General features: G+C 64.0%; 22 protein-coding genes. 9 read left to right on the forward strand and 13 right to left on the reverse strand.

What is annotated here, in order from left to right; genetic code table 11:
* Positions 1-145: 145 nt before the first annotated feature.
* From EBBID32_RS03935 to EBBID32_RS03945, 3 genes are read left to right on the forward strand one after another with little or no spacing between them, the layout of a single operon-like run.
* Positions 146-610 (forward strand): VOC family protein, encoded by a 465-nt coding sequence (locus EBBID32_RS03935; protein ID WP_006950994.1) that lies wholly within the window; start codon positions 146-148, stop codon positions 608-610.
* The gene (locus EBBID32_RS03940; protein ID WP_006950996.1) at positions 610-2,322 is read left to right on the forward strand and encodes an FAD-dependent oxidoreductase; all 1,713 of its coding nucleotides are present in this window, start codon (positions 610-612) and stop codon (positions 2,320-2,322) included. The genes EBBID32_RS03935 and EBBID32_RS03940 overlap by 1 nt, the downstream gene beginning before the upstream one ends.
* The gene (locus EBBID32_RS03945; RefSeq protein ID WP_006950998.1) at positions 2,319-3,086 is read left to right on the forward strand and encodes an SDR family NAD(P)-dependent oxidoreductase; all 768 of its coding nucleotides are present in this window, start codon (positions 2,319-2,321) and stop codon (positions 3,084-3,086) included. Before EBBID32_RS03940 ends, EBBID32_RS03945 begins: the two co-directional genes overlap by 4 nt.
* Here the strand turns inward: EBBID32_RS03945 and EBBID32_RS03950 are convergent.
* The 6 genes from EBBID32_RS03950 to EBBID32_RS03975 are packed head-to-tail and all read right to left on the reverse strand — an operon-like array spanning position 3,080 to position 11,960.
* Positions 3,080-4,279: a CaiB/BaiF CoA transferase family protein gene (locus EBBID32_RS03950; RefSeq protein ID WP_006951000.1), complete on the reverse strand. Its 1,200-nt coding sequence runs from the start codon at positions 4,277-4,279 to the stop codon at positions 3,080-3,082. The two genes, EBBID32_RS03945 and EBBID32_RS03950, sit on opposite strands and share 7 nt — an antisense overlap.
* On the reverse strand, positions 4,276-5,388 hold the full coding sequence (locus EBBID32_RS03955; RefSeq protein ID WP_006951001.1) for a CaiB/BaiF CoA transferase family protein: 1,113 nt from the start codon (positions 5,386-5,388) through the stop codon (positions 4,276-4,278). Before EBBID32_RS03955 ends, EBBID32_RS03950 begins: the two co-directional genes overlap by 4 nt.
* Complete coding sequence (locus EBBID32_RS03960) at positions 5,385-7,460, reverse strand: hydantoinase/oxoprolinase family protein (protein WP_006951002.1); 2,076 nt, start codon at positions 7,458-7,460, stop codon at positions 5,385-5,387. Before EBBID32_RS03960 ends, EBBID32_RS03955 begins: the two co-directional genes overlap by 4 nt.
* Positions 7,457-9,262: a hydantoinase B/oxoprolinase family protein gene (locus EBBID32_RS03965; RefSeq protein ID WP_006951003.1), complete on the reverse strand. Its 1,806-nt coding sequence runs from the start codon at positions 9,260-9,262 to the stop codon at positions 7,457-7,459. The genes EBBID32_RS03960 and EBBID32_RS03965 overlap by 4 nt, the downstream gene beginning before the upstream one ends.
* An 8-nt stretch (positions 9,263-9,270) precedes the next feature.
* On the reverse strand, positions 9,271-10,680 hold the full coding sequence (locus EBBID32_RS03970) for an aromatic ring-hydroxylating oxygenase subunit alpha (protein ID WP_006951004.1): 1,410 nt from the start codon (positions 10,678-10,680) through the stop codon (positions 9,271-9,273).
* Positions 10,677-11,960: a metal-dependent hydrolase family protein gene (locus tag EBBID32_RS03975; protein ID WP_006951005.1), complete on the reverse strand. Its 1,284-nt coding sequence runs from the start codon at positions 11,958-11,960 to the stop codon at positions 10,677-10,679. Before EBBID32_RS03975 ends, EBBID32_RS03970 begins: the two co-directional genes overlap by 4 nt.
* Positions 11,961-12,146: 186 nt before the next feature.
* Between EBBID32_RS03975 and EBBID32_RS03980 the strand changes: the two genes are divergently transcribed.
* The 4 genes from EBBID32_RS03980 to EBBID32_RS03995 all read left to right on the forward strand — a co-directional run bounded on the left by EBBID32_RS03980 (position 12,147) and on the right by EBBID32_RS03995 (position 17,087).
* A complete protein-coding gene (locus tag EBBID32_RS03980; RefSeq protein WP_006951007.1) occupies positions 12,147-12,467 on the forward strand; it encodes a 2Fe-2S iron-sulfur cluster-binding protein in 321 nt (106 codons plus the stop codon).
* A gap of 14 nt (positions 12,468-12,481) precedes the next feature.
* Positions 12,482-13,750 (forward strand): cytochrome P450, encoded by a 1,269-nt coding sequence (locus EBBID32_RS03985; RefSeq protein ID WP_037488639.1) that lies wholly within the window; start codon positions 12,482-12,484, stop codon positions 13,748-13,750.
* A gap of 4 nt (positions 13,751-13,754) precedes the next feature.
* Entirely contained in the window at positions 13,755-14,594 is an 840-nt protein-coding gene (locus EBBID32_RS03990; RefSeq protein WP_006951010.1) for an SDR family NAD(P)-dependent oxidoreductase, read from the forward strand.
* Between the two features lie 246 nt (positions 14,595-14,840).
* Complete coding sequence (locus tag EBBID32_RS03995) at positions 14,841-17,087, forward strand: TonB-dependent receptor (RefSeq protein ID WP_006951015.1); 2,247 nt, start codon at positions 14,841-14,843, stop codon at positions 17,085-17,087.
* A gap of 118 nt (positions 17,088-17,205) precedes the next feature.
* Here EBBID32_RS03995 and EBBID32_RS04000 read toward each other — a convergent pair whose 3' ends face one another.
* Genes EBBID32_RS04000 through EBBID32_RS04025 form a run of 7 tightly spaced genes read right to left on the reverse strand, consistent with a single transcriptional unit; the run spans position 17,206 to position 23,948 of the window.
* Entirely contained in the window at positions 17,206-18,702 is a 1,497-nt protein-coding gene (locus tag EBBID32_RS04000; RefSeq protein ID WP_037488600.1) for a DUF2029 domain-containing protein, read from the reverse strand.
* Positions 18,703-18,717: 15 nt separating this feature from the next.
* Positions 18,718-19,890 carry a TonB-dependent receptor domain-containing protein gene (locus tag EBBID32_RS04005; protein WP_006951018.1) on the reverse strand — a complete coding sequence of 391 codons (1,173 nt, stop codon included), beginning with the start codon at positions 19,888-19,890 and terminating at the stop codon, positions 18,718-18,720.
* Positions 19,890-20,039: a hypothetical protein gene (locus EBBID32_RS23960; RefSeq protein WP_006951019.1), complete on the reverse strand. Its 150-nt coding sequence runs from the start codon at positions 20,037-20,039 to the stop codon at positions 19,890-19,892. The genes EBBID32_RS04005 and EBBID32_RS23960 overlap by 1 nt, the downstream gene beginning before the upstream one ends.
* On the reverse strand, positions 20,036-21,211 hold the full coding sequence (locus tag EBBID32_RS04010; protein WP_006951021.1) for a glycosyltransferase: 1,176 nt from the start codon (positions 21,209-21,211) through the stop codon (positions 20,036-20,038). Before EBBID32_RS04010 ends, EBBID32_RS23960 begins: the two co-directional genes overlap by 4 nt.
* 3 nt (positions 21,212-21,214) lie before the next feature.
* On the reverse strand, positions 21,215-21,760 hold the full coding sequence (locus tag EBBID32_RS04015) for a DUF2141 domain-containing protein (protein WP_006951023.1): 546 nt from the start codon (positions 21,758-21,760) through the stop codon (positions 21,215-21,217).
* A complete protein-coding gene (locus EBBID32_RS04020) occupies positions 21,757-22,695 on the reverse strand; it encodes a hypothetical protein (RefSeq protein WP_006951026.1) in 939 nt (312 codons plus the stop codon). Before EBBID32_RS04020 ends, EBBID32_RS04015 begins: the two co-directional genes overlap by 4 nt.
* The gene (locus EBBID32_RS04025; RefSeq protein WP_231382096.1) at positions 22,692-23,948 is read right to left on the reverse strand and encodes a glycosyltransferase; all 1,257 of its coding nucleotides are present in this window, start codon (positions 23,946-23,948) and stop codon (positions 22,692-22,694) included. Before EBBID32_RS04025 ends, EBBID32_RS04020 begins: the two co-directional genes overlap by 4 nt.
* Before the next feature lie 131 nt (positions 23,949-24,079).
* Here EBBID32_RS04025 and EBBID32_RS04030 point away from each other — a divergent pair, with 131 nt between their 5' ends.
* Both EBBID32_RS04030 and EBBID32_RS04035 read left to right on the forward strand, forming a co-directional pair.
* Positions 24,080-24,895, forward strand: a complete 816-nt coding sequence (locus EBBID32_RS04030) for a hypothetical protein (RefSeq protein ID WP_006951030.1) — start codon at positions 24,080-24,082, stop codon at positions 24,893-24,895.
* Between the two features lie 291 nt (positions 24,896-25,186).
* Complete coding sequence (locus EBBID32_RS04035; RefSeq protein WP_006951032.1) at positions 25,187-26,689, forward strand: acetyl-CoA acetyltransferase; 1,503 nt, start codon at positions 25,187-25,189, stop codon at positions 26,687-26,689.
* Positions 26,690-26,710 lie beyond the last annotated feature (21 nt).

Genomic DNA, 26,710 nt, shown 5'->3' on the forward strand with positions numbered 1-26,710 from the left:
TATCACCACAGCGTCGGATCGATCGCAATCAGGTGCGGTGCAGTAAGCGCGCGGGTGCAAGCGGCCCTGCCGCGCCGGTCATTCCGGTTCCCTGCTTCCGCCCCGATAACCGGCGGCGGAGAGTTACCGCAGGAGAGCCGGGGCCGTGAGCCAGGATTATTATCAGCACGCCTATGTGACGACCGACTGGCGGCGCGCCATGGCGGAAATCGGCGCGATTCAGGGCATCGGCCATTTTATGGAAATGCCCGACGCGCAGTTCGACACCGGGCCGGATCGCAAGGCGGTGGCGCATTTCGCGCTGGCCAACAAAAATGGCGTGCAGTTCGAGATCATCCAGCCCCTGTCGGGTGACATCCGCGTCTATCAATGGGGGCTGCCGGACGAAGGCTATGGCACCCGCTTTCACCATCTGGGGCGGCATTTTTCCGATCGGACGATATTCGATGCGGAAGTTGCGGCGGCCAAAGCACGCTGGGCGATGCCTGTTGCAAGCGACACGATGGGTGGCACCTACGCCTATTTCGACGGACGCGCGGATTTGGGCCATTATCTGGAATATTTCTGCTTTCCCGTCGGGTCGCATCTCGACGCGGTGCCGAGCTTCTGATGGAGACGTTCGACCTGATCGTCGTGGGTTCCGGCGCGGCGGGCGCGATGGCGGCGTTGCGCGGCGCGGAGCTGGGCCTGTCGGTGCTGATCGTGGAAAAGGCCCACAAGTTCGGCGGCACGTCGGCGACGTCCGGCGGTGTCATGTGGATACCCGATCATGGCCTGAACGGCGATGTGGGGGACAGCGCGGAGGAAGCTTTGCGCTACCTGCGCACGGTTATCCAGGTGCCGGTCGATGCGGCGCGGCTGGCCGCCTATGTCGCGCAGGCACCGGCAATGCTGCGATTCCTGAAGGATAGCGGCCTGCCGGTCATGGCTGCGGCCTGGCCCGACTATTTCCCCGAAACGCCGGGCGCGCGGGCCGACCGGTCGGTCATCTGCCCGACCTTTGACGGACGAGAGCTGGGCGACGAACGCTATCCGCTGATGCGCGAGCAATTCAGCCGGTTCAAGCTGTTCCACCGTTATGCGATGGATCTGACCGAAACCTTTGCGCTGATGATGCAGCATCGCGGCTGGCGCTTTACCGCCGCCAAGGTGATCGCGCGCTACTGGCTGGATATCGGCGCGCGGCGGGTGTCGGCGCGGGACCGGCGCTTTACCCAGGGCGCGGGGTTGATAGGTGCGCTCTACAAGCTGGTGTTCGCGCGTGGGGTGACGTTGCGGCTGGAGACCGCGCTGGAATCGCTGATCGTGGATGAGGCAGGCGTGGCGACGGGCGTGACCGTGCGTCGTTTCGGCCAAAGCCACACTATCGCGGCGCGCCATGGCGTGGTGCTGGCGGCAGGGGGTTTCGAGTGGAATCAGGCGCTGCGCGACCGTTTCTATCCGGTGCCCGGCCTGACCCGGCATAGTTCGACCCCGGAGGATGCCAATCGCGGCGAGGCGCTGATCGCGGCGGAGGCGGTCGGCGCGTCGGTCGCCCATGTCGATCAGGGCTGGTGGATACCGACCATGACCCTACCCGCACCCAAAGCGTCCAATTTCCACGAAATCCACCAGGCGGCGTTCGACGTCGGGCGACCCTGGAGCGTGTGCGTCAACCGCAACGGCGTGCGCTTCGTCAATGAGGCAACAGGCTATGACCGGTTCGGGCAGGCGATGGTCGAGGACCATCTGCGCAGCGGGGCGAACATGCCCTGCTGGCTGATATTCGACGCGAAATTCCGCGCCAAGTTCAGCGCGGGCGGACTGATGCCGGCAGTGCACACGCCCGACGCGCGCATCCCCGAACATTGGTGGGACCATTATATGTTCCGCGCCGGGTCCATTGCCGAACTGGCGGACAAGATCGGCGTGCCGGGACCGGCGCTGGCACAAACGGTTCAGGCGATGAACGGCTATGCCGTTACCGGGGTCGATCCCGAATTTGGGCGCGGCGGCAATATCTATGATCGCTTCTTCGGCGATCCGACCGTCACGCCCAATCCCAATCTGGGGCCGATCGACACCGCGCCTTATTATGCCGTGCCGATCAACAATGGCGATCTGGGCACCAAGGGGGGATTGCGCTGCGACGCGCAGGCGCGGGTGCTGGATGGCGCGGGACAGCCGATCGCGCATCTCTATGCGGCGGGCAACTGCGCAGCCAGCCCCTTTGGCGATTGCTATCCGGGCGCAGGCGGGACGATCGGTCCGGCGCTCACTTTCGGCTTCGTTGCGGCCAATGACATTGCCGCACGGGCGCATGAACGGGGAATGGCAGAATGACGAAATCTCAGGTCGCCATCGTGACCGGCGCAGCAGGGGGCATTGGCGAGGCGATCGTGCGATGCCTGGTCGAACAGGGCGTGGCCGTGATCGGCACCGGGCGATCCATGGCGAAGCTGGAGGCATTGGCGGCGGCATTGCCCGGTGACGCACGTTTCAGCGCAGTCGCGGCCGACATGGGGGACGACACGGCACCGCGCACCATCGTCAATCATGCCATCGCGACTTTCGGCCGGGTCGATTATCTGGTCAACAATGCCGGTGCTGGAGTATGGGCCGCCGTCCACGAAACCAGCGACGCGGTGCTGGACGAAGTGATCGACCTGTCGCTGCGCGCGCCGTTCCGCCTGTGTCGCGAAGTGGTGCCGCATATGGGCAAGGGGTCCGCGATCGTCACGATCGGGTCGACCTTCGGCATCATGGGCGGCATGGATGGCGGCATTTATTGCGCGGTCAAGGCCGGGCTGACCGGCCTCACGCAGACGATGGCCGCACAATATGGCGAGCGCGGCATCCGTTCCAACATCGTCGCGCCGACGGTGGTGCGCACTCCGATGACCGATGCGGCGTGGGACTATCCCGCATTCCAGCGGATCAATCAGGGACTGACGCCGTTCTACCGCGATTGCCTGCCCGATGATGTCGCGAACGTCGTGGCGTTCCTATGTTCCGACAAGGCCGAATTCATCAATGGCCAGGTGATCGCGGTGGACGGCGGATGGTCGACGACGCGGATGATCAACAGCCGGTTCCTGCCTCAATAGGCGATTTTGCGAGCCATCAGATCGGCGAGTTCTCGCTCGCCGAGGCCCAACAGGTCGCCATAGACATAGATATTATGTTCGCCCAGCAGCGGAGCGCCCTTTTCGATGGGCGCTTCGTCGGGCGACATGCGCCAGCCGGGACCGATGACCGGACGCGTTTCACCGCGGGCATCGGTGACCAGGCGATAGGCACCGAGCGACCAGAGCGCCTCACTGCCGATCAGGTCGAGCGATGACTGGCTTTTACAGGCTGGCACGCCTGCCAACAAAAGCGTTTCGGCCAGTATTTCGGCGTCGTGCGTGATGCTGATGGCGGCGATGGCGGCATCGAGTGCGGTTCTGTGGGCAAGCCGACTGGCATGATCGGCAAAACGAGCATCCTGCCCCAGTAAAGGCGCGCCAAGCGTTGCGACCAGCGCCGTCCATTCCACTTCATCCGCCACGGTAATGCTGATCCATTGGCCATCGGTGCAGGGATAGCAGCCATGCGGGGCCATTTCGGCATGAGCATTGCCCTGCGCACGCGGCAGATCGCCAGTCAGGCCATGGGCGAACAGGCTGTCACCGATCATGGTGGAGAGCGTTTCAACCGCGGACAGGTCGATAAATTGCCCCTCCCCTGTCGTTTCGCGATGATGGAGCGCCGCGACGATGGCCAGCGCGGCCGACGCGCCGACAGTGGAATCGCCATAACGGATATTCATGCCCGCCGGGGTTTCGCCTTCATGGCCGACGAGCGCATTGAGGCCGCCCAGCGCGGCGAAACAGGGGGCATAGCCGGTCTGGTAGCCAAGCGGGCCGTCGCTGCCATACATTTTGATCGATAGCTGGATGATGTCCGGGCGAATGGCGCGAACCGCTTCGTAGGACAGGCCGGATCGTTCCATGGCGCCGGGGCGCAGATTGTCGATCAGGACGTCGGATAAGGCGATCATGCGGTGGAGATAGGCCATGCCCTCGGCCGACTTCATGTCCACCTGGACGCTCAGCACCTCCTGGTTGATGCTGCGGAAATAGGGGGCGCTGTCGATATCGACGCCACCATAGGCGCGCATTTCGTCCAGATTGGCGCGGCTTTCGACCTTGATGACTTCGGCGCCCAGAAAGGCGAGCAGCTTGCCTGCATAGGGTCCGGCCCAGACCTTGGTGATTTCCAGCACGCGGATGCCCGCCAGCGGTCCGGCGCGGTTCATGCGGCCTCCGCCTGATGGGCACCGGCCATGGGTGCATGGCTATGGATGCGAGCCGGCGGGGCGCTCATGCGGTAGGGGACGGTCGGATAGGCGATGCCATCGAGCGACTGGAAATAGCCGCGATGGGTATATTGTCGATGATGGGCGATGTCGGCGGCGGTGTTGACCTGCACCAGCGGGACGCCCGCCCGCTGCGCGGCATCCGACACGGCATCCTTGGCCTGATGGGCGATCCATGCGCGGAAATGGGTGCGGAAATCCGCGACGCGATCGGGGGTGCAATGAAATTCCAGCCAGTCGTCTGGGAAGGCGATGGCCCAGTCGGGATCGCCCATCAACGCGCACAGGCCGCGCCAGTGAGTGCGCGTTGTCATCAGCAGATAGACATGGCCATCGGCACAGGCGAACGCAGCACCGGGGCCGCCCATATCGTAGCGGGTGCGTTCGGGGCCGGGGTCCGCATCCCCCGCGAGCATCCGGCCCAGCACGGCGTCGGCGCGCGAAAGCTGGACGGCAACTTCGCTGATGTCGATCGCCTGGCCCTTGCCGGTCCGGCGTCTGGCAAGCAGCGAGGCCGCAACGCAGAGCGCCGCTTCGATGCCGGCTTCATAATCACTCATGAAACGCCCCGCGCCTTGCAGGGGTGGTTTGTCCGCCGGGGTTTCGCTGGGGGTGTGCCAGCCCCAGCCGCCTGCATTCATGACGTTGATCGGGCGGGCGATCTGCCAGTGCGATGGCGCAGCCTGGCCGAAAGGGGTGATGGCGCAGTGGACGAGATCGGGAAGGCCGCCCAGCGACAGGCGATGGGCGGCAGCCCATTCGGGCCGGTGATCGTCGATCAGCGCGTCGGCGCGGGTCAGCAGGCGATCGAGCAGGGCACGGTCGCCGGAGCAGTCAAGGTCGAGCAGCACCGACTTCTTGTTGCTGTTGAGATAGCGGAACAGGGTGCTTTCCCCGTCATGGAACGGCCCCATGGCGCGGGTCGGCGCGCCGCCTGGCCGTTCGACCTTGATCACCTCCGCCCCGAAAACGGCAAGCAGGCGCGCGGCATATTCGCCGCAAACCCGCTCGGCCGTTTCGACGATCACCAGCCCGGCCAGCGCCGTCACGGCAGGCGCACCAGCGCATAGTCGCCCGCGTCGTCCACCTGCGCCTGCCAGCCGGGATAGACGACGATGGTGGTGAATATTTCCTCTATGATGGCAGGGCCAGCGACGCGCGCGCCGGGGACGAGCGATGGTCCCTTGAAGATGGCGACATCGGCAAAGCCCGTGCCCAGATTGGCACGACGATGCCCCGCGGGCGCGGGTTCGATCATGGGGGCCGAAAAGCCGCCGCTGGCCGGGGGCATCGGCGTTGCGACATGGGCGGCCAGACGGACACCGGTAATCTCCGGCAATTCACCGTCGCGAATATGGCCATATTCGGCCATGTGCCGGGCGTTGAAGGCGGTGATCGCGCGGGCGGAAATATCTTCGTCCACGAAAGACAGGTCGTCCAGACCACAGCTTTCATGCATGTCGAAAGTCAGCGCCCAGTTCTGGCCGCCGTAGCGCATGTTGAGCCGCCATGTCGCCTGGATCGCCGCCGCGTCAAAGCCCGCCCCGGTGAAATGCGCTTTGGCATTGTCGGCCAATTCTCCCCACAACAGACGCAACCGGTCAAGGTCCAGCGCGTCGACCGGGGCAGTGCAGGAGCGTTCCTCGTCAATGCTGGGATGGGCAACCAGCGTGCCGAGCGCCGAGAAGGTCGGCGACGCCTTTGGCACCAGCACATGGGCGATGCTCAGATCCTGCGCCTGGATGGCGGCGAAAGCGGGGCCGTTGCCGCCATAGGCCAGCATCACCATGTCGGCCGGATCGATCCCCTTGGCCGCCGTCGTGCGCCGCACCGCCTGCGTCATATTGGCATTGACCAGCCGCCAGCAATCGAACGCCGCCTGTTCCGCGCCATAGCCCATCTGCGCGCCGATCGCAGCGAAGGCTTCGCTGACGCCTTCATCACGCAGGCGGAAGCTGCCGCCGGCAAAGCCTTCGCCGGTCGAGAGGATGCCGAGCATCAGCAGCGCGTCGGTGATGGTGGGTTGAAGGCCGCCGCCCCCGTAGCAGATCGGGCCGGGGACGGACCCTGCCGATGCCGGGCCGACCTTCAATTCGCCCTTGTCGACATGGCAGATCGAGCCGCCGCCCGCGCCAAGTGTTTCGACCTGCACCATGGGGACGCCGACCAGATAGCGGTGGTGCATGTTCCACCCCGCTTGCGCCGGGGCTGCGCCGTCAATCACCACCGACATATCATAGCTGGTGCCGCCCATGTCGACGCACAACAGGTTGCTGTGTCCCTTGGCCGCGCCGACATGGGCCGATGCCATGACGCCGCCCGCAGGACCCGATGCCAGCACCCGGATCGGCGCCGCGGCGATATAGTCGCGGGTCATGACCCCGCCGGACGCCTGCATGACCATGAGCTGGCGCGGATAACCCGATTGCGCGAGCCGTTCGACCAGCCGTTCGAGATAGGCGTTCACGCGCGGCGCGACATAGGCGTTGACGACCGTGGTGCTGATCCGGTCATATTCGGGTGCGCGCGACAATATCCTGTGGCCCAGCGACACCGGCACGCCGGGCATCTCCTCCGCCACGATCTGCGCCACGCGGCGTTCATGATCGCCATTCGCATGGGCGAAGATCAGGCCGATGGCGATGGATTCCACCCCCTGCTTGCGGAATTTGTCGCACGCATCACGCACGGCCTGTTCGTCCAGTTCCCGGTGGATGCTGCCATCGGCCAGGATGCGTTCGGGGACGGTCAGGCGGCGACGGCGCGGGACGATGGGCTGGGGCGGTTCCAGCCGCACGTCCCAGATGCTTTCCTTGAACCCCCGACGATATTCCATTTCGTCGCGGAACCCGTCGGTTGTCAGCAGGCCGGTGACCGCACCGTTCATTTCGATCAGCGTATTGTCGGCCACGGTCGTGCCATGGACGATGGCGTTGCACTGGGCGAGGAAATCACCGAGCGAAAGCCCCTGCCCCGCTGCCAATGTCGCAAGGCCGCCCATGACGCCTTCCGAGCGATCGTGCGGCGTGCTGAGATTTTTATGGAGAATGACCTCGCCACCCTTGAGCAGTGCAAAGTCGGTGAAGGTGCCGCCAATATCTATGCCTATACGATAGGTCATGCCGCCATCCGCTCCCCGCGCAGAGCCGCCGTGGCCGCATGGTCCACCGCCAGGCTATAGTCGGCCAGACTGCCCGTCAGCACGACGCCATAGCGGTCCCGCGCCGCGTCGATGCTCACCAGTTCGTCCAGCACATCCTCACACACCGCCTGCGGATCACGCAGCAGCGCAGGCGCGAAGCCAGCGCCGCCGCCATGCTGATAGGCGATCACCGCCCCGGCGGGGAGTTGCGCGCGGGCCGTCAGTTCGACGCGATATTCATCGGGCGTCCCGACCTGGAAATGGTTGAGATAGGGCGAGCCATCCTCACCACCCTCCAGCCCGCTGATCGGATGATCATGGCTGACCATCCAGGCCATGGCGATCGCGGGTTCGAGGATCTGCTTGACGTTGCGGCTGCCCGGCATGCCGCGCCAGCGACCCGCGCCACCGCTGTCGGTGACAAGTTCGCGGCTGATGTTGATGACCGGGAAACGGCTTTCGGCATCTTCGGCCTGCGACAGCAGCAGGTTGCCGAGCGCGACCGGGCAACTGCCCCAGCCGTCGATCCCCTGCACCGCCGACACGTCCATCGACCGGCAATCGACGCCCTGATCCATCCACATCTGGCCGCGCGCGTCGAAGCCGATGACCGCGTTGGGCATGCCGATCTTGTAGACCTGCGGCGCGGAGCGATCCGGCGCAACGTTCGACAGGGCGACGCACACGGCTTCGGTAATTTCGCACGCCGGGTGGAAGGAGCCGAGCGCCGCTGGCTTGTTGGGCGGGGGATGGGCAATGCAGCCTTCGGGCAGGATGATCTCCACCGCGTTGAACAGACCTTCATTCTTGACGATGTCCGGGTCGATGGTGGAGGCGATCTGGGTCATGATATAGCCGCGCGAATTGGCAAAGGTGTTCCAAACCCCGACCAGATCCGGCCGGTCGTCGGTGCCGGTGAGGTCGACGGTCAACTGGTCGCCCGCGATGGTGCAGGCGACATGGACGCGCACATCCTTCGTACCCACCGTGTCATGATCGATATGGACGGTGGCTTCATAGCTGCCATCGCGCCAGTCGGACACGAGCTGGCGCATCTGGCGCTCCGATGTCTCGATCGTCTGGTTGACGGCGGCGCGGACGACATCGCTGCCCCATTTGTCGAGGATGGCACGGATCGAAGCGCTGGCCTTTTCCACCGCGCCGATCATCGCGGCCAGATCGCCCGCGAAGCTGGGGAAGCGGTTGTTGCGTTCGAGCAGATAGATGGCGTCCCGCCGCTTTTCGCCGCGATGGACGAGCTTGAGGCAGGGGATGGCCAGCCCTTCGGTAAAAATATCGGTCGCATCGAGGGTGAAGCCGCCGGGGTCCTTGCCGCCCGTATCCCCCTGATGCGCCTGAAGCGCCTGGATCAGGACCAGGTCGCCCGCCGCGTCATAGACAGGCGCATAGACATTATAGTCGGGCAGATGGCCGCCGCCATGATCGGGATCATTGCCGACAAACACGTCGCCCGGTCCCCAATCGAAATGGTCCTGCTGCATCAGGCCGTAGCGCACCGTCAGTTGCGACACGAAGGTCAGATGCGGCGTGCCGATCGATCCCATGGCCAGGCGGCCATGGGCATCGACGATGGCGGCGTTGCGCTCATTCGACTGGTTGATGATGGGGGAAGAGGCGGCACGGCCCAGATGGGTCGTCGCTTCGTAGCAGACGGTTTCCAGTGCGCCGCGAATGATGTTGGCGGTAACCGGGTCGATGCTGGCAGTGGTGGGCAAGGGTGCGCGACGGGCGGCCAGGCTGGCGTTGAGTTCAAAGGACATGGGCATCCTCAGCGCGTGGGGCGATGGGGCGGCATCGCGACATAGCGGTCAACCGCCTGCTCGAAATGGCGGATGCGGATTTCCTGATAATTGCCCAGCGTCAGGCCGCGCTTGGCCGACGCTTCCAGCCCCTCCTGCTGGAGGAAGAGATTGTCGGTATCCTGATCCAATATCCTGCCGAAACCGGCATCCATGCCGGGTGCGTCGCAGAAGCTCTGATCGTCGGTCAGGATGATCGGTTCTGCGGGTTCGGGCCGCTGCCCTTCCGTTGGCACCGGGCGCATGAAGAACACCTCGTAGATGCAGCGGCGATGGTCCTTCGGGTCCGGGCGGAAGCGATAGACCATCGGCAACGATACGCCGGGGAAAAGATAGGTGTTGGGGAAGATCGTGTAGGAGAAGCAGTCGAGCATCTCGCTATCCGACGTCTCCGACAAATCGCTGCCGGTCGCCTGGCCGAACATGCCCCGAAACAGGTCCGCCATCGCCTGCCGCGCGGTGCCATCGCCCACGGTAGGCCGGTCCTCGCACAGGACCGACGCATCGCCGACAGTGAACTGGTCAAGAATATCCTGTTCGGAAAAGCGCCCGTCCAGATGGGGTGACGCGACGCCCAGGCAGGAAATGAAGCGATTCACGTGATCGCCATAAACGTCATATTGGGTGTTGGCGTCGGCGTTGGACGGGGCGACCTGCGGATGGGTCTCGATGACGTGATAGGCCTCCATGAATGCCTCGACCGTCAGTTTCCAGTTGGCCGGAAAGCTTTTCTGGACATGGAGGTGGATATAGCGATCCTCCAGCTTCCAGGCGCGGATATGGGCGAGCGCGTCGGGGCCGAGATATTCCTCAAGGCTGGGCGCAGCGGGGTCCATGTTGATCCATACAAAGCCGCCCAGTGTCTGGACGCGGGCCTGGGGCAGGCTGTTGCTGGCGGGATCGACATGGCGGAAATCCCAGGGGCAGACGATGCCTTTGCTGCTGCCATCGATATTCCAGCTCCAGCCGTGGAAGCTGCATTTGAACTCGCTGGCAAAGCCCGCCGAGCCGGACGCGCGCAGCTTGGTGCCGCGATGCAGGCAGGCATTGACATAGGCGCGGATTTCGTCGGGCGCGACACGGGTGATGATCAGGCTGTAACGGCCGATATCATAGACCTGATAGTCGCCGACCTCCGGTATATGTTCTTCCCGGCAGGCAAATTGCCAGGTGCGCGTCCACAGGCTTTCCATTTCGCGGCGAGCATAGTCAGGGTCGATATAGCGGTCGTTCGACACATCCTCGCTGCCCAGGAAAGCATAGGATTCCGACCGGACCCAGCCGGGTGCGGCGACCTTGTCGCGGGCGATGATATCCTGCGTGCTGATCGCCGGGCAGCGGGCATCACCCGGTTCCATCGGGCCGGTTTCCATGTTCATGCAACTCTCCGTTGGTCAGAGGCGGCAGGCGCGCAGAGGCCGGACGCGATGTTGTGGATCGCCCCGTCCTTCATCACCATCGCCAGCCGGTTTTTGTCTTGAAGGATCGTGACATCGGCCAGCGGATCACCGTCCACCAGCAGCATGTCGGCAAGCGCGCCGGGCGTCAGCGTGCCAAGGTCGCCCTCGTCCCGCATCGCCTGCCCGCCATTGCGCGTGGCGCAGGCGAGCGCGCCCGCCGCGTCATAGCCATAATAGTCCATCAGCAGCTTGATATCGCGGGCGTTGGTGCCCTGCCGGTTCCAGGCGAGACCATAGTCGCCGCCGATCAGGTGACGGATGCCGCGTTTGCGCAATGCCGTGTGCGTCGTGACCGATTGCTCAATGAGGGCGGGGATGCCCATGGCTTCGGCCACGGCGCGCGGAATCCACGGCTCGCCATAATGGATCATGCTGTGGAACAGGCCGATCGAAGGCGCGATGACGATGCGGTCGCGCGCTTCCTCCAGCATGTCGAGCATCTCTTCGTCCGCATATTCGACGTGGAACAGGCCATCGACACCGGCGCGGATGCAGTGTTTGGTCCCTTCGATCGAGCGGCTGTGGGCGTTCACCTTGCGGCCGAAGGCATGGGCGGTATCGACCGCCATCTTCACCTCCTCGAACGACATCGGCGTGACGTGGGCGGGGCTGCCGGGATAGAAGGGATCGCCCGACACATCGAGCTTGATATTGTCGCACCCCTCGCGGATCGCGAGGCGCACGGCCTTGCGCATCTCTTCGGGTCCATCGACGATACAGCTGATGCCGATGCGCGGATTGTGCAGCTTGCTTTCGTCGCCCATGCCGCCGGTCACGGTGATCTCGGTCGATCCGGCGCGGATGCGCGGGCCGGGAATATGGCCCGCATCGACGGCGTCGCGCACGGCAACATCCAGCTTCAGCTTCGCCGCCGACGCGCCATAGCAACTGGTAAAGCCCTGATCGAGCAACACCTCGGCCATGCGCGCGGTGATGAGCGTATGGGCTTCGGGCGACGGGCTGATCAGATCCTCGGTCGAGGCCGCGTCGCCGAAGGATATGTGCGCATGGCCCTCGGTCAGGCCCGGCATCAAGGTCTTGCCAGTACCGTCGACAATCTGGTCCGCCTGCGGCAACGGTCCCGTCGCGCTGGCCGTCACCGACCGGATGCGGTTCCCTTCCACCAACAAGGCACCCGCAAAAGGCGCGGCCCCGGTGGCGTCCCAGATGGTGGCGTTGGTGATGAGCGTCGTTGGCAAGATGGGATCCTCTCCTGCCGATGAGACTATGCCCTTGCCGCCTGCTCCCCAATGACTGCACGCGCACTTGGCGTTTCCTCTCGGCGCGGCATCGCCTGCCGCGCCAGTCAAGCCGGTGCGCGGCACCATGCCTTTCCGTGCGTCCCGCCTTCGGCCATTCTGCCGGTCAAAAGGAGAATAGTGTCGATGGTGCAGGTCACCTTTGTGGATGTGAACGGCGTGGAGCGACGGGTCGATGGCGGGTCCGAGGACCAGTCGCTGATGGAACTGGCCAAGGCGAACGGGATTGATGGCATTGCCGCCGATTGCGGCGGCGCCTGTTCCTGCGCGACCTGTCTGGTCCATATCGACCCGGACTGGACCGAACGGACGGGGCAGCCCGACGATATCGAATTTGCCATGCTGGACATGGTCGCGGATGTGGCGACCGTCAGCAGCCGTCTGGCGTGCCAGATACGCCTGTCGGGCGCGCTCGACGGACTTCGCGTCGTGGTGGCGCAACAATGAGCGAGGAACAGGCGATGACCAAATTGGCGGAGCGCGACCTGCTCGCAACCGGATCGATGACAGATCCGCTGATTTCGGCGCGGCCGCGTGACTTTTACGCCGCGATGCGCCGGGACGACCCGGTGCATTGGGACGAGAAGCTGGGCATGTATCTGGTGTCGCGGTACGAGGATATCGCGACGATCCAGCAGGACCCGATCACCTTTTCGGTGAACAAGGGCTATCACACGCAACAGGCCAAGGGGTTCCAGCAGGAATTTCAGGAGATATTGGAGCGTGAGGGCGGCGGTTACTTTCCCGACGCGATCATGTCCGACCCGCCCTATCACACACGTATCCGCAAGCTGATGGAGAAAGCCTTTACCGCGCATCGCGTAAAGGCGCTGGAACCGCGGATCGAAAAGGTGGTGGTCGACCTGGTCGACAGCGTCGCAGCGCGGGGCGAGGCGGACGCGATCCATGATTTCGCGGTGCCGCTGACGGTGCGGATCATCTGCGAGCAGCTGGGCCTGGACTGGGACATGAAGGACCGCATCCAGCGCTGGTCGATCGCGGTGACGGCGCAGATCGGGCGGATGCAGGATCGCGAACAGATGCTGGGTCACGCGCGGGAGATTTGCGACCTGCAACATTATCTGATCGCCAAGATGCAGGAGCGGCAGGCCGATCCGCGCGAGGACATGATTTCCGACCTGGTCCATGCCCGCGATGCCGATGGCGAGGGGTTGAGCTTTGCCGAGGCGGTGTCGCTGGTCCGCGCGCTGCTGATCGCCGGGAACGAGACGACCACGACGGCGCTGGGCAATCTGTTCTTCATTCTCGCCACCCGGCCGGAGATCGCCACCCTGTTGCAGGAGTCGGCGGATGACGACCGGCTGATGAACCGTTTCGTCGAGGAATTGTTGCGGATCGAGCCGCCGGTGCGCGGCCTGTCGCGCATGACCACGCGCGAGGTCGAGCTGGGCGGACGGACGCTGCCTGCGGGCGCGCATCTGCTGCTGATGTATGCGTCGGCCAATGATCAGGAGGATGTGTTCCCCCATCCGCGCGATTTTGACCTCAACCGTCCCAATATCGGGCGGCACCTGTCCTTTGGCGGCGGGGTGCATCGTTGCGTCGGGCTGGCGCTGGCGCGGATGGAGATCAAGGTGGCGGCGCGCGAGATCGTCAAGCGCATCGGCAACATCGAGCTGGCCATTGCGGAGGCGGACATCCGCTATCTGCCCACGGTAGCGACTCAATCGATCGAGCGACTGCCGATCCGTTTCACGCGGCGGGGCTGAGCAGATGGCAGGAGAGCTGGCGGGCAAGGTCGCCATTGTCACCGGCGGCGTGGGCGGGATCGGCCGGGCCACGGTGGAACTGTTCGTGGCCGAAGGCGCGAAGGTCGTGATCGCCGACGTCGACCAGCAGGCGGGAGACGCGCTGGCGGCGGCACTGGGACCGGCCACCAGCTTCCAGGCAACGGACGTGTCGCAGCGCGAACAGGTCCAGGCGTTGATTGACCGTGCGGTCACGGACTTTGGCGGGCTGCACGTCATGTTCAACAATGCGGGCATCAGTTGCGCGCCCTTCCCCCATTTCATCGACGACGCGCTCGACGATTTCCATCGGGTGTTGGGGGTCAACCTGCTTGGGCCGATGTTGGGGACGCAGATTGCCGCGCGCCATATGAAGGATCATGGCGGCGGCGTTATTTTGAACAATGCGTCGATTGCAGGGATGCTCGCCGGGCAGGCGATGATGACCTATCGGGCGTCCAAGGCGGGGCTGATCCAGTTTTCCAAGTCCGCCGCTATCGACCTGGCCCAATATGACATCCGGGTAAACTGCCTGGTGCCGGGGCATATTCGCACCAGCCTGTCCTCCTTCCGGGCGGAAGATGCCGAGGCGAGCGTGGCGGCGAAGGTCGATGCCGGGATCGACGCGGTCTATCTGTCCAACCAGCCACTCAAGCGCCGCGGCCTGCCCAGCGACGTGGCCCAGGCGGCGCTCTTTCTGGCGAGCGACCGCGCGTTGCAGATTACCGGAATCACCTTGCCGGTGGAAGGCGGCGTTGTCGCAGGCGATCCGGTCAATCATCTGGAACAGATACTGGCCGCGCGGGCGATCACCCTCCCCGACTAAGGCCAGAGCGCGCCGCCCGTTTCTCCGCAAAGATCATGCTGTCCGGCCCATCCCGGCAGGTGCGCTGGTGCGACATTTGACCGGGATGGAATGGCCTTGATGGAGCGGGAATGGCCGCTTGATCCGGCAGGCACTAGTGGGACTTCGCGGTCGATCACCTCCGGCGGCTTGATAGGGTGATGCCGGTCCAGACCGAGAAACCGATGCCCAACATCGGCACCCTGGGCAGCTACAGGGAGAGATGCCATGACAGTTTCACCACCCTTTCGCGCGCCAAGCGAACATCGCATGACCAGTGCAGGCCTGGCGATCGCCACTGCCCTGCTGGCCATGCCCGCGCAGGCGCAGGATATGTCGGCTCCGCAAAGCGGCGGGCTGGAAGAGATTGTCGTAACGGCGCAGCGACGGGAAGAGAATCTTCAGAATGTGCCGATTGCGGTGACCGCAATCACGGCGGATGCGCTGGCAAGCGGCGGGATCGGCGGCACGACCAGCCTGCCGCAGGCCGTGCCAAGCGTCCAGCTGACCCGATCCGGCCCGTCCGGCATATTTTTCGTGCGCGGCGTGGGCAACACCAGCGGCGGTACGGGTGAGGAAGGGGCCAATGCGATCTATGTCGATGGCGTCTATCTCCCCGATCTTGGCCAGACCGTCTTTCGCTTCAACAATATCGAGCGGATCGAGGTACTCAAGGGACCACAGGGCACCCTGTTCGGCCGGAATGCGTCCGGTGGCCTGATCAATGTCATCACGCGCGAACCGGGCCGCGATGTCGTGGTGAAAGGGCAGGTCGGGATTGCCAATTATGAAAGCTATAGCGGGCAGCTATATGCGGCCAGTCCGCTGACCGATACGCTGAGCACCGATATTGCGCTGACCGGAACGCGGCAGGTGGATGGCTGGGGTCGCAATCTGGAGACCGGACGCAAGGTCGGCTTTGGCTGGCACTGGGGTGCGCGCTCAAAGGCGGTCTGGCGGCCCAACGACCGGACGAAGATCATGCTGTCGGGCGAATATGGCAAATCCGACGATGATTTCGCCTCCATCTTTAGGGTTGCGGAAGGATCGGTCGGCACGGGCGGCACGCAATTTCCCGGCGACTATAATACGAACACATCCGCCTATCAGCGGGTGCGCCAGCGCATCTATGGCTTTAACCTGACCGCCGAGTTCGATCTGGACTGGGCGACGCTGACCAGCATTACCGGATTTCGCGGCAACAAGACCCGCAGCGGGCTGGACCCCGATGGCGCGCAACTGCCGTTGGCGCGCTATGCGATCCATTCCGAAACGGATTCCTTCCAGGAGGAAATTCGCCTCTCGTCCAACGATACCGAACCGCTAAGCTGGCAGACGGGTCTGTTCTTTCTGCGCAACAAGGCCGCGCTGGTAAACCAGCAGCAGCGTGGCACGGCCTTTGGCGGCGTGGATGCAGGATCGGACCTGACGGCATCGATGCGAACCCATTCCTATGCCGCCTTTGCCGAAGCAACCTATGCTGTGACCCCGTCCACCCATGTCACGGCGGGATTGCGCTATACCCGCGATGACCGCACCCTGCGTGGCCAGCAGACGCCCGTCGGCCTGGTGCCCGGAACCCCGATGTTCATCGGCCAGTCGCTCGCGCCGCGCACGGATTCGCTGACCTATGGCAAATTCACCTACCGGCTGGCGATCCGCCAGGATCTCAGCGGCGACATCAATGTCTATGCATCCTATAATCGCGGCTTCAAGTCGGGCCTCTGGGCGTTGCAGTCGCCAGCCAATCCCCCGGTCGATCCGCAATTTAACGACGCCTATGAAGTTGGCCTGAAGACCGAATTGCTCGACCGACGGCTGCGCCTGAACCTGTCGGCCTATCATTATGATATCAGCGACTATCAGGTCCGCGCCGCGGTGACGCTGGGCGCGCAGCCGACATTGCTGAATGCCGCGTCGGTGGATGTGGACGGCATAGAGGCGGAGTTTGAGGCCGCGCCGGTCGACGGGCTGCGCCTGTTCGGCTCAGCCACGCTGATGCGTTCCAAATTCGCGGATTTTCCGTTTGCGCCCTTCACCTATCCGCGTCCTGCCGTCTGCACGCCGACGGGGCGGGCAGCAGGTCAGACCACAGGCACAGCGACGGGTGGCAACCTGACTTGTCTGAGCAGCGCAAAGGGTAATGACACGCCGCTGGCACCGCGCTTTGCCGCCAATATCGGCGCATCCTATACCGCCGACCTTGGCAATGGCCGCGAACTGCAGCTTTCGACGCTCTACAGCTATAATGATGGCTATTATTTCGAGGTCGACAATCGGCTGCGACAGGAGGCCTTCGGGATCGTCAACGGATCGATTGAATTTCGGCCGTCATCAAGCTGGGGTGTCGAATTGTGGGTCAGGAACCTGGCCGATGCGCGATATCATGTCCAGAAGCTGGGCAGCGCGCTGGGCGATCTGGCTGTACCGGCGGCGCCACGCGCCTATGGGCTGAACGTAAAATTTGACTATTAGGGCGTCGCGAAAACTGGAGCGCGCAATGTGCACTAGATAGAATATCGTGCGCTCCAGCGCTGTTTTGGCAGATGACTGATCTTCGTGATCCTTTGCAGGCTGCTTGTAATATAGGCCATCATTCCTGCCGGAGATACAGCGCGCCCTCCCCCGACGGAAGCGACAGGATGCGATAGTCATGCGCGACCGCCCAGGCGACCAGGAGTGAATCGAGACCGTGTGGATTGGCTGGTGCAGGCGCGCTTTCCTGCCCCGTTACGATCACTGCGGGGAGATGGCGGGTCAGGCCGTCCGCGACGCTTGCGCCGTTCAGCACATGGAAGGCGGCCTGTTGCGCCGGGGTGAGCAAATCATGCGTGCGATAGAGGAAGGGACCGGCGGCAAAACGCGGATCGAGCGAAATCCCGCTGTCGACGACCCGCTCCGGGGCCAGGCTGACGATCGGGCCTTTGATTCCGGCAGCACGCACGCTTCGCCCGATCGCATGGGCATCATAGGTCGCCGACAGGATGGGACTGTGGACGCGCGCGATGTTCGGGGCGATGCGGATGGCGGTTTCGGCCATGCCTGCCGCCATGCACAGCATCAGGGCCGCAATGGCGGCGGCGCGCGACCAGCGGAGATCGTCCAGCAACAGGCCGAAGCGGAGAAACAGGGCGGGCAGCAGCGGCACCAGATATTGCACATAAATGGGCCGGGGCAGCCACGCCGCGATCAGTCCGGCGAGGATCACATAGTCGAGCAGGCCTGTCGTCATGGAGGATTTTCCTGATCGACGCAGGAGGGACACCCCAATCACGACAAGCGCAAGAAGCGCCGACCCCTGCCCCAGAAAACGCAGCAGCCGCAATGCGCTGAGCGGGGTTTCCACCATATAGGCGCGCTCGTTCAGCATCTGCCATTCCAGTGGTGCCTTCAGGCTATAGTCGATAATGCCGAACCATGCCGCATCCGGCGCGATCGCCCACAGGATCAGGGTCGGCAATCCACCCGCGACCCCGCCCACAGCCAGTGCCAGGAGGACGCCCATTGGGCCGATACGCCGCATATTCAGCAGCGCGAACAGGCCTATGGCAGCGGCGGGAAGGCCATAGCTGATCTTCGCTGACGCGGCGGCTCCCAGCAAAAGCCCGGCGAGCATGAAGAATTGCGGGCGGCGAGCCGTGCCGAGCGCGTCGATGAGCAGCGCGAGACCGGCCATGTGCAGGAGCAGGGGCAAGGCGTCGTTCCGCGCAACCGTGGCGGCGAACAGACAGGCATGGCTGGTGACGAGCGCCATGGCGGCGATCCCGGCGCTGCGCGCAGACCCGCCCGCGCTGCAAACGGCCCGATATAACAGCGCCGCCGCACCCGCCGCACACAGGGCGTTGACGGCGCGCAGGGTGAGGAACAGCCAGCCCTCGCACAGCCAGGCCAGCGGGGCGAAAAGCAGGGGTTGCAACGGTGTCTGGAGATAGGCGAAATCGCGATAGGGCAGGCCCAATCGCATCAATGCCACAGCGGCGACATATTGCCCTTCATCATGGTCGATCGGCCGGAGGGCCGCAATACCCAGCAGCACGGCCAGCAACAGCAGGAAAATATACAGCGGGGGTATGCGGACAGCCTTGGTCATCACAGGGCAGGATGCCTACCAGCCCATGTCGGCGCTGAACATGACCGCGCGGGTCTGGTCGACGGCATGGAGGCTGCCCATCGCGGTCGGGCCGGACAGGCCGATGCTGACAAGGCGGCTGGGATTGATGAAGCGCGCGGCAAAGCGCAATCGCTGGCGACCCTGTTGCACGGGCGTATATTCGATGCTGCCTTCGGCGCGCAGGGGCGATTGTTGGGTGCCCAGTGCGGCCAGGGCCGCACGACCGGTGCGCGATCCTTGCGCGGCGACACGCCACGCCCGGCTGGTCCAGGCGGCGGCAAGGACCATTTCCCGTTCCTGCACGGATCGCCCGGTCATGGTTTCCACCGCCGCCTGCTGATAGCGGACGGACCAGTCGATACGCGGCGTCAGCTGATGCCGGGCCATCATCCTGACGCCAAGCAGGCGGGCAGACCCGATATTGGCGGGTAGGTAGGCGCGATCGGCAAAGGACAGACCATTGCGGATGTCGGCACGATAGAGGCTGGTCGTCACCATCATGTCCCCGCCCGACCATTGACCGCCGATCGAGGCGACCCGGCTTTTTTCAGGGCGGAGGGAGCGGCGCAAAGCATCGAAATCGGGGCGCGAAAGGCCGAGCGGGCCGGTAAAGCCGGTATCGCCATAGGCGCGCATGGACTCGTTATAGTCCATCGACAGCGTGATTGCAGATGTGGGTCGGTAGTGGACGACGGCGTGGGGCAGGAACCAGTCCCGCGCGCGCAGCCGATCATCACCACTGCCGATCGTCACATTGGCATTGCGGTTGCTGACTTTCAGCCCGGCAAAGCCCAGCGTCATCGCGACCTGATCGGAAAGAGCGAAATGATCCTCGACCGACAACATCCGCGTGCGGCTGCGCGGGCGGTGATCGTAGCCTGATGCGCCCATAGCGGGTAAAATATCAGCCTGCGCCCCGATGAGCCGGCGGCTCTGGCGCTGGAGGCGCAGGGCCACGATATGGTCTGGCTCATCACCGGGCAGCGCGGGGATCGCGCCGATCCAGCCATAATCGGGGCTGGTCCTGCGCGCCTCCAGCAGGGGCGATCGCCGGATCGCAGGCTTCAACGTGAAGCTGATGCTTTGGTCGACGAATATGTCCTGCGCCGATGCGGTGCCGCTCTGGAGCGCCAGCGCAACCAGGCCGAGCAGATACAGGCTGCGCATCAGCGATACTCGCCTTTCGGCGCAGGGCTGGCATCGGCCAGCGCCAGTTGCGGGCGCTGGCGGTCATAGGCGATGACATAGCCGAAATGATCGGAATATGATGAAAGTTCGATGGCGGCAGCGTCACTGATCCGACCAGTAACTGTCACGCAGCCAGCGGAAGGCTCCGTCTGGTCCCTTCATAGAGGGTGAACAAATCGGCGAAATGCGCGTCCATCGTGCGCGTGTCGGTAGCCACGGCGCGGGCATGGGCAAGATGCCCGGCTGGCCCCTGCATCAGGAAAAGGCGAATGGCAGCCGCCAGGCTGGATGCGTCCGCCGCGCGGTAATGATGGCCAGCGCCGGGCACCAGATGATCCGCCGCCGCCCCGCCATCTGGCAGGAACATCGGAATGCCGCTGGCCCGCGCCTCTGCCGCGATCATGCAGAAGGTTTCGGATTCGCTGCCATGGACGAGCGCGTCGGCGCTGGCGAGCAGGCTGGCGAAGGCATGGCGGTCGCTGACCGGTGCCATCAGCCGGACATGCGGATTGTCGGCCGCGGCGCGTTGCACGCTGGCGCGCGCGCGACCATCGCCCGCAATGATGAGGCCGACCGGCCGGTCAAAGCCACAGGCGGTCACGGCTTCGATGATCATCGGCCACCGTTTTTCCGGCGCGTGGCGGCCCGCACCAAGCAACAAGAGCGCGTCCTCATCCAGGTCACACCATTGCAGCAGTCGTCGCCGCAGATCGGGGTCGCGGTGCCGGGGCGAGAATATGCCGGGCTGCACCCCCATGCGGTTGGTGACGACATGCCGCAAACCGCCATTTGCAAGCCGCGTCGCCAGTTCGTCGCTGGCGCAAACGATATGATCGAAGCGTGCGTCCAGACGCCGCAAATGCCGCCAGAACCAGTCGAACCCACGGTCGATCTGCTCACGGCTGGCAAGGCTGCGAAACCAGCGATAGGCATAATTGCCCAGCGGGTCGGCGTGCATGATCAGGCTGCGTGGCACATCGCCGCGCCAGTTGGCGACCATCGATGCACTGCCCCACGGGGTCGATGCTTCGACCAGATCGGGACGCAGCGCGTCCAACCGGGCGTGCAGAGCCGCTTCGTCGTGAAAATAATGATAGCGCCCGTCGAGCGGGAAGCGGCGACCCGGCACATATTCGATACGCCCATGATCGCCGAAATATTCGACATGCGCCTGCGCCGCCGGCGCGAGAATGATGACTTCATGCCGGCGCGCCGGCCCCGCCAGCATCTTGTGCCGGACATAGGTTTTCACGCCGCCGCCCTGCGGCGCGTAAAAGGCACATATATCGACGATCCGCATAGTCTAAAGCGCCTTGACCGGGCCGAAGGACAACAGCCCCCGGCGATAATTCATGATGATCCGCTCGCGCGTCGGGCCCGTGCCGACGACCAGCGTGGCCGACGCAGCCTTGGGTTTGCCCATGCCCAGTTTGGGATTGCCGCCAAAGCCGACGCCATCGACCGACAGCCCGAATTTCCGGTTGCCATCGCGATCATGCAGCACGCTGACCGCATAACGGCCCGGACCCGGCACACGGACGCATATTTGCGCGGTATAGCCGTTCTGCGTGGAGCCTTGTCCGACTGGTACTTCGACCCGGCGGAAAATCTTGCCCTGAGAAATCAGGATATTGTCGTCCTGAAGAAAGTCCTGATCGTTGGCGGGATAGACCTCCGCCTTCAGGCGGCCTTCGCGATCCTTCAACCCCACTATGTCGAGCAGCAAGGAGGGGCCATTTTCGCCTGGGCGACAGCGCGCTTCCGCCTTACCCAGATCAGGGGTTGATGGTATGGTCGGCGTCGCTGCGGCGGCGATGACGCTGATCGCCCAAAGCGCCAGGACTTTCATGCCTGCCTCCGCTGTTTCACAAGCCCGCTCAGCCCCAGGATCAGTCCGACCAGCAGATGCGCGGCGAGCAGCAGGCTGGCGATTACCGCCAAAACCTGCGCAATTTCCAGTTCACGCCCGACGAGGAATACGGCCACGCCTGCGAACAGCACATCCTTGTTCGGCACCATCGGCAGACGGGACAGGACCAGCCGTAGCGTCGAAAGCATGAACCACCAACTCAACGCGACATCGGGCAGCAGCAGGTGCCACAATGTCGCATAGAGCAGCACATTGGCGATGATCCGCGCCAGATGCACCGCCGCCACCATTCGTCGTTCCGGCCAGGGCAGGCTGAACACTTTGCGACTGAACAGGATGGGGCCAAAGGACGTCACCACAAGGATGGTGAGCGATATCCCCAGCGCCCGCCCGTCCATGGCCAGTCGCAGCGATGACAACAGGGGCAGCGTGAAGAGCAGCATTGCCAGCGTGACGACATTGCCCATCACACCCGACAGGATCGCTGAATCCTTCACCGCGCCAAAGGGGGATCCCGCCATCGTCACATGACGCCGCGCCCAGGCGTAGAAATAGACGTCGCCGACATAGCCGAGCAGCAGTTCGTTGCTGATCCGCTTGCGGAACAGGGCCGACAGGCCGCCGGTCGGGATTGACCATAATCGGTTGAAGATGACCCAGTCGCATAGCGGCGTCAGACTGTATGTCACGGCGAACACCAGCCAGAAGAGCGGCGTTCGCGGCAGCATCGCGATGAGTTTGTGAAAATCGAACGAGCCGATCTGAACGAACACGACCGCCAATATCGCAAAGGAGATGACCGGCCCGAACCATGCCGTCCAGTTGCGGCCGGACCGCACGAGCGGGGTCGGGTCCAGCATCGCGCCTGCGCCCGGCGCATGGATCAGCGGGGAAAGGGCATCGGCATGGCTCATGATAGCGGCGCCTCCAGAGGGGATTGCGAACGGGGCCTGGCAAGGGTGGCGCGTTGCTGGTGCGCGGGCGTTGCCAGCATGTGATGGAAGAGCGCGCGATAGGCGGGGACGGCGCGTTCGATCGTGAACGCCGCTGACTTTTCGCGGGCGCGCGGGCGGTCCTGCCTATCCCGGTGCGCGGTGCGGATGGCATTGGCGAACGCGGCTTCATCGCCGCCATCGATCAGCGTGCCGAGCGCGCCATCGTCCAGCAGGGGGGCGATGCTCGCGCAGCAGCGGGTGGCGATGATCGGAAGGCCGCAGGCCAGCGCCTCGACTACCACGCCCGGCTGCCCTTCATAACGGGACGAGAGCAGCAGCACATCATGGTGCGGCAACTGGCCACGGATATTGGCGTTAAACCCGGCAAAACGCACCTTCGCCGCGATACCGAGGCGTTCGGCAAGGCGTTCCAGCCGGAATCGCGCACGGCCTTGTCCGAAGATGGTCAGCCTGTCGTCCGGGCCGCTGCCCGCTGCAAAGGCGCGCAGCATCAGCGGATAATTTTTCTGCCGTTCCAGCCGACCGACAGCCACGAAACGCCTGCCCTGTTGCGGGGGCAATGATGAAGGCGATGGGACAACAGCATCAAGATCCGCCAGCGCCAGCACCGGGTTGGGCACGACATGCACATGCGCGCGATCAACGCCCATCCGCGCCACCACTTCGCGCGCCATGGGATCGGACAAGGCGGCAAAATGGTCGATCGCCTTGCCCTGTATCCGCAACCAAAGGCGATAGAAGGGCCGCATGATCCCCGGCATGTCGGATCGCATCAGGTCGTTGCTGACCTTGGCAAGAAGGAGAGGGCAGCGCCGTCCAAGCCTCAATTTCAGCAGCACAGCCACGATCGCATAGACATTGCCCGCGCAAAACAGAATGTCGGGTGGGCGCGCATCAATGGCGCGCAATGTCGCGATCAAAAGGCGCAGGCTTGCCAGACGGCGACCGATCAGCGGCCAGGGAGGCAGATATTGGTTGGCAGCGCCGGGCAGCAGGTCATGCTGCATCGGCCCTGCCGGATTGCCGAGCATCAGGCGCACGTCCATCCCGGCCCGCCGCCAGCCCGTGATCAGCCGCAGCGCAATGCGTTCGACTCCGCCCGGTCCGGGGCCATGAAGAAAGACCAGGACATGCGGCGGCGAAACGGCTTCACAATCGCTATCGACGATAGCTTCATCGTTCGGCGATAGCGGCTGACGGAAGCACTGCATGACCCGCCCATGTCGGACATTCATAACAGGCTGATGCACTATTCGTGACGGAACGATGAAGTCTGGACGAATATGCTGTCATTGTTGCGCCGATCATGAACCCGTCACAAATATCGGGATATAGGTCGGTCATGCTTGCTCCTCTCCTCCTGCCAGTGTCGCTTGCCGTTCAGGGCATTGCCGCGCCGCCGGTCCCTGCGAACAGCGCACCGGTTACTTTACGCATAGCGGCCGAGGAGGCACGGCAGGGCGTCGCCTCCGATGGCGTCCACATCTATGCCATCGACAATGACCGGATCGGCAAATACCGGATCAGCGACGGCGTCCGTATCGCGCAGTGGAAGGGTGACCGGAAACTGTTTGCGCATATGAACAGCTGCACGGTGGTCGGCCGCGAACTGATATGCGCCGCCTCCAACTATCCCGCCGTGCCGCAGATCAGCGCCGTTGAAATCTTCGATACGAAAAGCCTGCACCATATCCGCAGTATCAGTCTGGGCATGGGGCCGGGATCGCTGACCGCGCTTGATCGGCATGATGGGACATGGTGGGCCATGTTCGCCAGTTATGACGGAAAAGGCAGGGGAGCCGACCGCGACCATCGCTACACGACGCTGGTGCAGCTTGACGATAATTTCCGGCAATTGCGCGGTTGGCTGTTCCCAGCCGAGGTACTGGCGCGCTTTGCGCCTTTCAGCTGTTCGGGTATGAGCTGGAGCGCCGACGGGCAACTATATGTCACGGGACATGACAGGCCGGAGCTATATGTCATGCGCCTGCCAAGCGCCGGATCGACGCTGGAGCTGCTGGCCACCATCCCCATCGCGACAGAGGGCCAGGCGATCGACTGGGATCCCAAAACCCCTCATCGCCTCTGGTCGATCATGCGCGGTCAGTCGATCATCGCGGCCAGCGAAATCCGCTGGGATGGCGGCAAGCAGGAATAGGCGCCACCGGGTAGCGTCGTGATGTGATGATGTGCGCTGTCAATGCCACCGAACATCGCCTGGATATTGCGCGCGCACTGCGCCACCTTTGCGGGCGCTGATCTGGCTATATTTTGCCCCTTATCTCCCACGCCTGAAAGTATCCACACATCGTCTTTCCTCTCCAAAACACTAGGAGCCGGGCACCTCTCCATGCCGTAATTTGAGTTTCATCCATATTGTTCGGACCAGAGCAGGCTACGTCCCGGTGGTCCGCGCTTGATCGGCGGTGGAGTTAGCAAGGAGAGATGGGTGGAACAGGATGATGCGCGCCGGATCCCGGTCCTGATCGCGGTTGGCGAGATTTGCGATCGGCCGGAAATCGACATCGACGGGCTGGATTCGATCGCATTGATGCTGGCGGCGATGCGGGAAGCCGAAGCGGAACTGGGCGCGCGCGTTCTGGACCGGCTGGAATGGCTGGGCGTCGAGGACCAGATATCCTTTCCCAATCCCGCGCCGCAGGACGATCTTGCCGCCCTGCTGCCGCGCCCGCCCCTTCGCGCCGTCAAGACGTTCGAGGCAAGCGGCGACGGCCCGCTGCAACTGATCAACGATGCCGCCAACCTGATTGGCCGGGGCGAAATCCAGCTGGCGGCCGTGGTTGGAGCGGAGGCGCTGCGGACAGCCGCCAAGCGGGCGCAAGCCGATATGGCGGCCGGAAGGACGCCGCCCAAAAGCTCTGGCACGGAGGTCGCGGCGGCACTTGCCGGGCCGCTGGCGCGCAAATATGGCCTGCTGACGCCGATTGACGTCTATCCGCTCTATGAGAATGCCACACGCGCCGCCTGGGGGCAAAGCCTGGCGGAGGGGCAGCACGAAACGGCGCAGATATGGTCGGCCTTTTCAACCGTCGCCGCCGCCAATCCCTATGCCTGGATGCGCCGGGCGGTGTCGCCTGACGATATTGCGGAGGTCAATGCGAACAACCGCATGGTGAGTTTCCCCTATACCAAGCTGATGGTCGCTAATGCATCGGTCAATATGGGTGCGGCGGTGATTGTCGCCAGCCTCGCCATGGCGCAAGACCTTGGCGTTCCTGAAGATCGGCTCATCTATGTCGGGGCGGGCGCTGCCGCGCATGAGGATGAGGATTTCCTGAAGCGCGACAGCTTTGCCCGTTCAGCGAGTCTGGAGGCCACCGTGACGGCTGCGCTGGAACGCAACGCGCTGACGCCGGGCGATATCGATCATGTCGAGCTTTACTCCTGCTTTCCCTGCGTCCCGAAAATGGCGCGGAGGGTGTTGAACTGGCCACTCGACCGGCCCGCAAGCGTCTATGGCGGCCTCACCTTCGGGGGCGGTCCCATCGGCAACTGCATGATGCACGCCGCCGCGCAAATGGTGCGAAAGCTGCGGCGCGAGGGCGAGCATGGCCTGATCGTCGCCAATGGCGGCTATGCAACGCATAGCCATTCGCTGCTATTCACGCGACGCCCGGTGCGAGCCGGCACTTTCCCGCAGGACTATAATGTCCAGGCGGAGGCCGACCGGCGGCGGGGCGACGCGCCAGAACTGCTGGAGGATTATGAGGGTGAAGGCGTCATCGAAACCTTCACCATACCATTCGATCGCAACGGCGTGCCGCGCCATGCCACGCTGGTCGCCCGCGCACCCGATGGCGCGAGATTCCTGGCGCATGTCCCGCAGGACGATGGTGCGATGTTGGCTTTCCTGATGGCGGAGGAAGGGCAGCCGGTCGGGTCATCCGGCCAGGCGGTGAGAGTGCAGGACAGGATCGTCTGGAGACGCTAAATTCTCCGTCATAAAATGCGC

Origin of the sequence: Sphingobium indicum BiD32, from assembly GCF_000382885.1 — a bacterium.
Classification (GTDB): Bacteria; Pseudomonadota; Alphaproteobacteria; order Sphingomonadales; family Sphingomonadaceae; genus Sphingobium; species Sphingobium japonicum_C.

What these genes read in the sequence shown, in the direction of transcription:
- EBBID32_RS04020 (WP_006951026.1), bottom strand. Translation starts at nt 22,695, where the DNA reads ATGAGCCATGCCGATGCCCTTTCCCCGCTGATCCATGCGCCGGGCGCA.
- EBBID32_RS03970 (WP_006951004.1), bottom strand. Translation starts at nt 10,680, where the DNA reads ATGAACATGGAAACCGGCCCGATGGAACCGGGTGATGCCCGCTGCCCG.
- EBBID32_RS04010 (WP_006951021.1), bottom strand. Translation starts at nt 21,211, where the DNA reads ATGCGGATCGTCGATATATGTGCCTTTTACGCGCCGCAGGGCGGCGGC.
- EBBID32_RS03950 (WP_006951000.1), bottom strand. Translation starts at nt 4,279, where the DNA reads ATGAACCGCGCCGGACCGCTGGCGGGCATCCGCGTGCTGGAAATCACC.
- EBBID32_RS03965 (WP_006951003.1), bottom strand. Translation starts at nt 9,262, where the DNA reads ATGTCCTTTGAACTCAACGCCAGCCTGGCCGCCCGTCGCGCACCCTTG.
- EBBID32_RS04015 (WP_006951023.1), bottom strand. Translation starts at nt 21,760, where the DNA reads ATGAAAGTCCTGGCGCTTTGGGCGATCAGCGTCATCGCCGCCGCAGCG.
- EBBID32_RS04025 (WP_231382096.1), bottom strand. Translation starts at nt 23,948, where the DNA reads ATGCAGTGCTTCCGTCAGCCGCTATCGCCGAACGATGAAGCTATCGTC.
- EBBID32_RS04030 (WP_006951030.1), top strand. Translation starts at nt 24,080, where the DNA reads ATGCTTGCTCCTCTCCTCCTGCCAGTGTCGCTTGCCGTTCAGGGCATT.
- EBBID32_RS03990 (WP_006951010.1), top strand. Translation starts at nt 13,755, where the DNA reads ATGGCAGGAGAGCTGGCGGGCAAGGTCGCCATTGTCACCGGCGGCGTG.
- EBBID32_RS03980 (WP_006951007.1), top strand. Translation starts at nt 12,147, where the DNA reads ATGGTGCAGGTCACCTTTGTGGATGTGAACGGCGTGGAGCGACGGGTC.
- EBBID32_RS03940 (WP_006950996.1), top strand. Translation starts at nt 610, where the DNA reads ATGGAGACGTTCGACCTGATCGTCGTGGGTTCCGGCGCGGCGGGCGCG.
- EBBID32_RS03995 (WP_006951015.1), top strand. Translation starts at nt 14,841, where the DNA reads ATGACAGTTTCACCACCCTTTCGCGCGCCAAGCGAACATCGCATGACC.
- EBBID32_RS04000 (WP_037488600.1), bottom strand. Translation starts at nt 18,702, where the DNA reads ATGACCAAGGCTGTCCGCATACCCCCGCTGTATATTTTCCTGCTGTTG.
- EBBID32_RS03960 (WP_006951002.1), bottom strand. Translation starts at nt 7,460, where the DNA reads ATGACCTATCGTATAGGCATAGATATTGGCGGCACCTTCACCGACTTT.
- EBBID32_RS03945 (WP_006950998.1), top strand. Translation starts at nt 2,319, where the DNA reads ATGACGAAATCTCAGGTCGCCATCGTGACCGGCGCAGCAGGGGGCATT.
- EBBID32_RS03985 (WP_037488639.1), top strand. Translation starts at nt 12,482, where the DNA reads ATGACCAAATTGGCGGAGCGCGACCTGCTCGCAACCGGATCGATGACA.
- EBBID32_RS04005 (WP_006951018.1), bottom strand. Translation starts at nt 19,890, where the DNA reads ATGCGCAGCCTGTATCTGCTCGGCCTGGTTGCGCTGGCGCTCCAGAGC.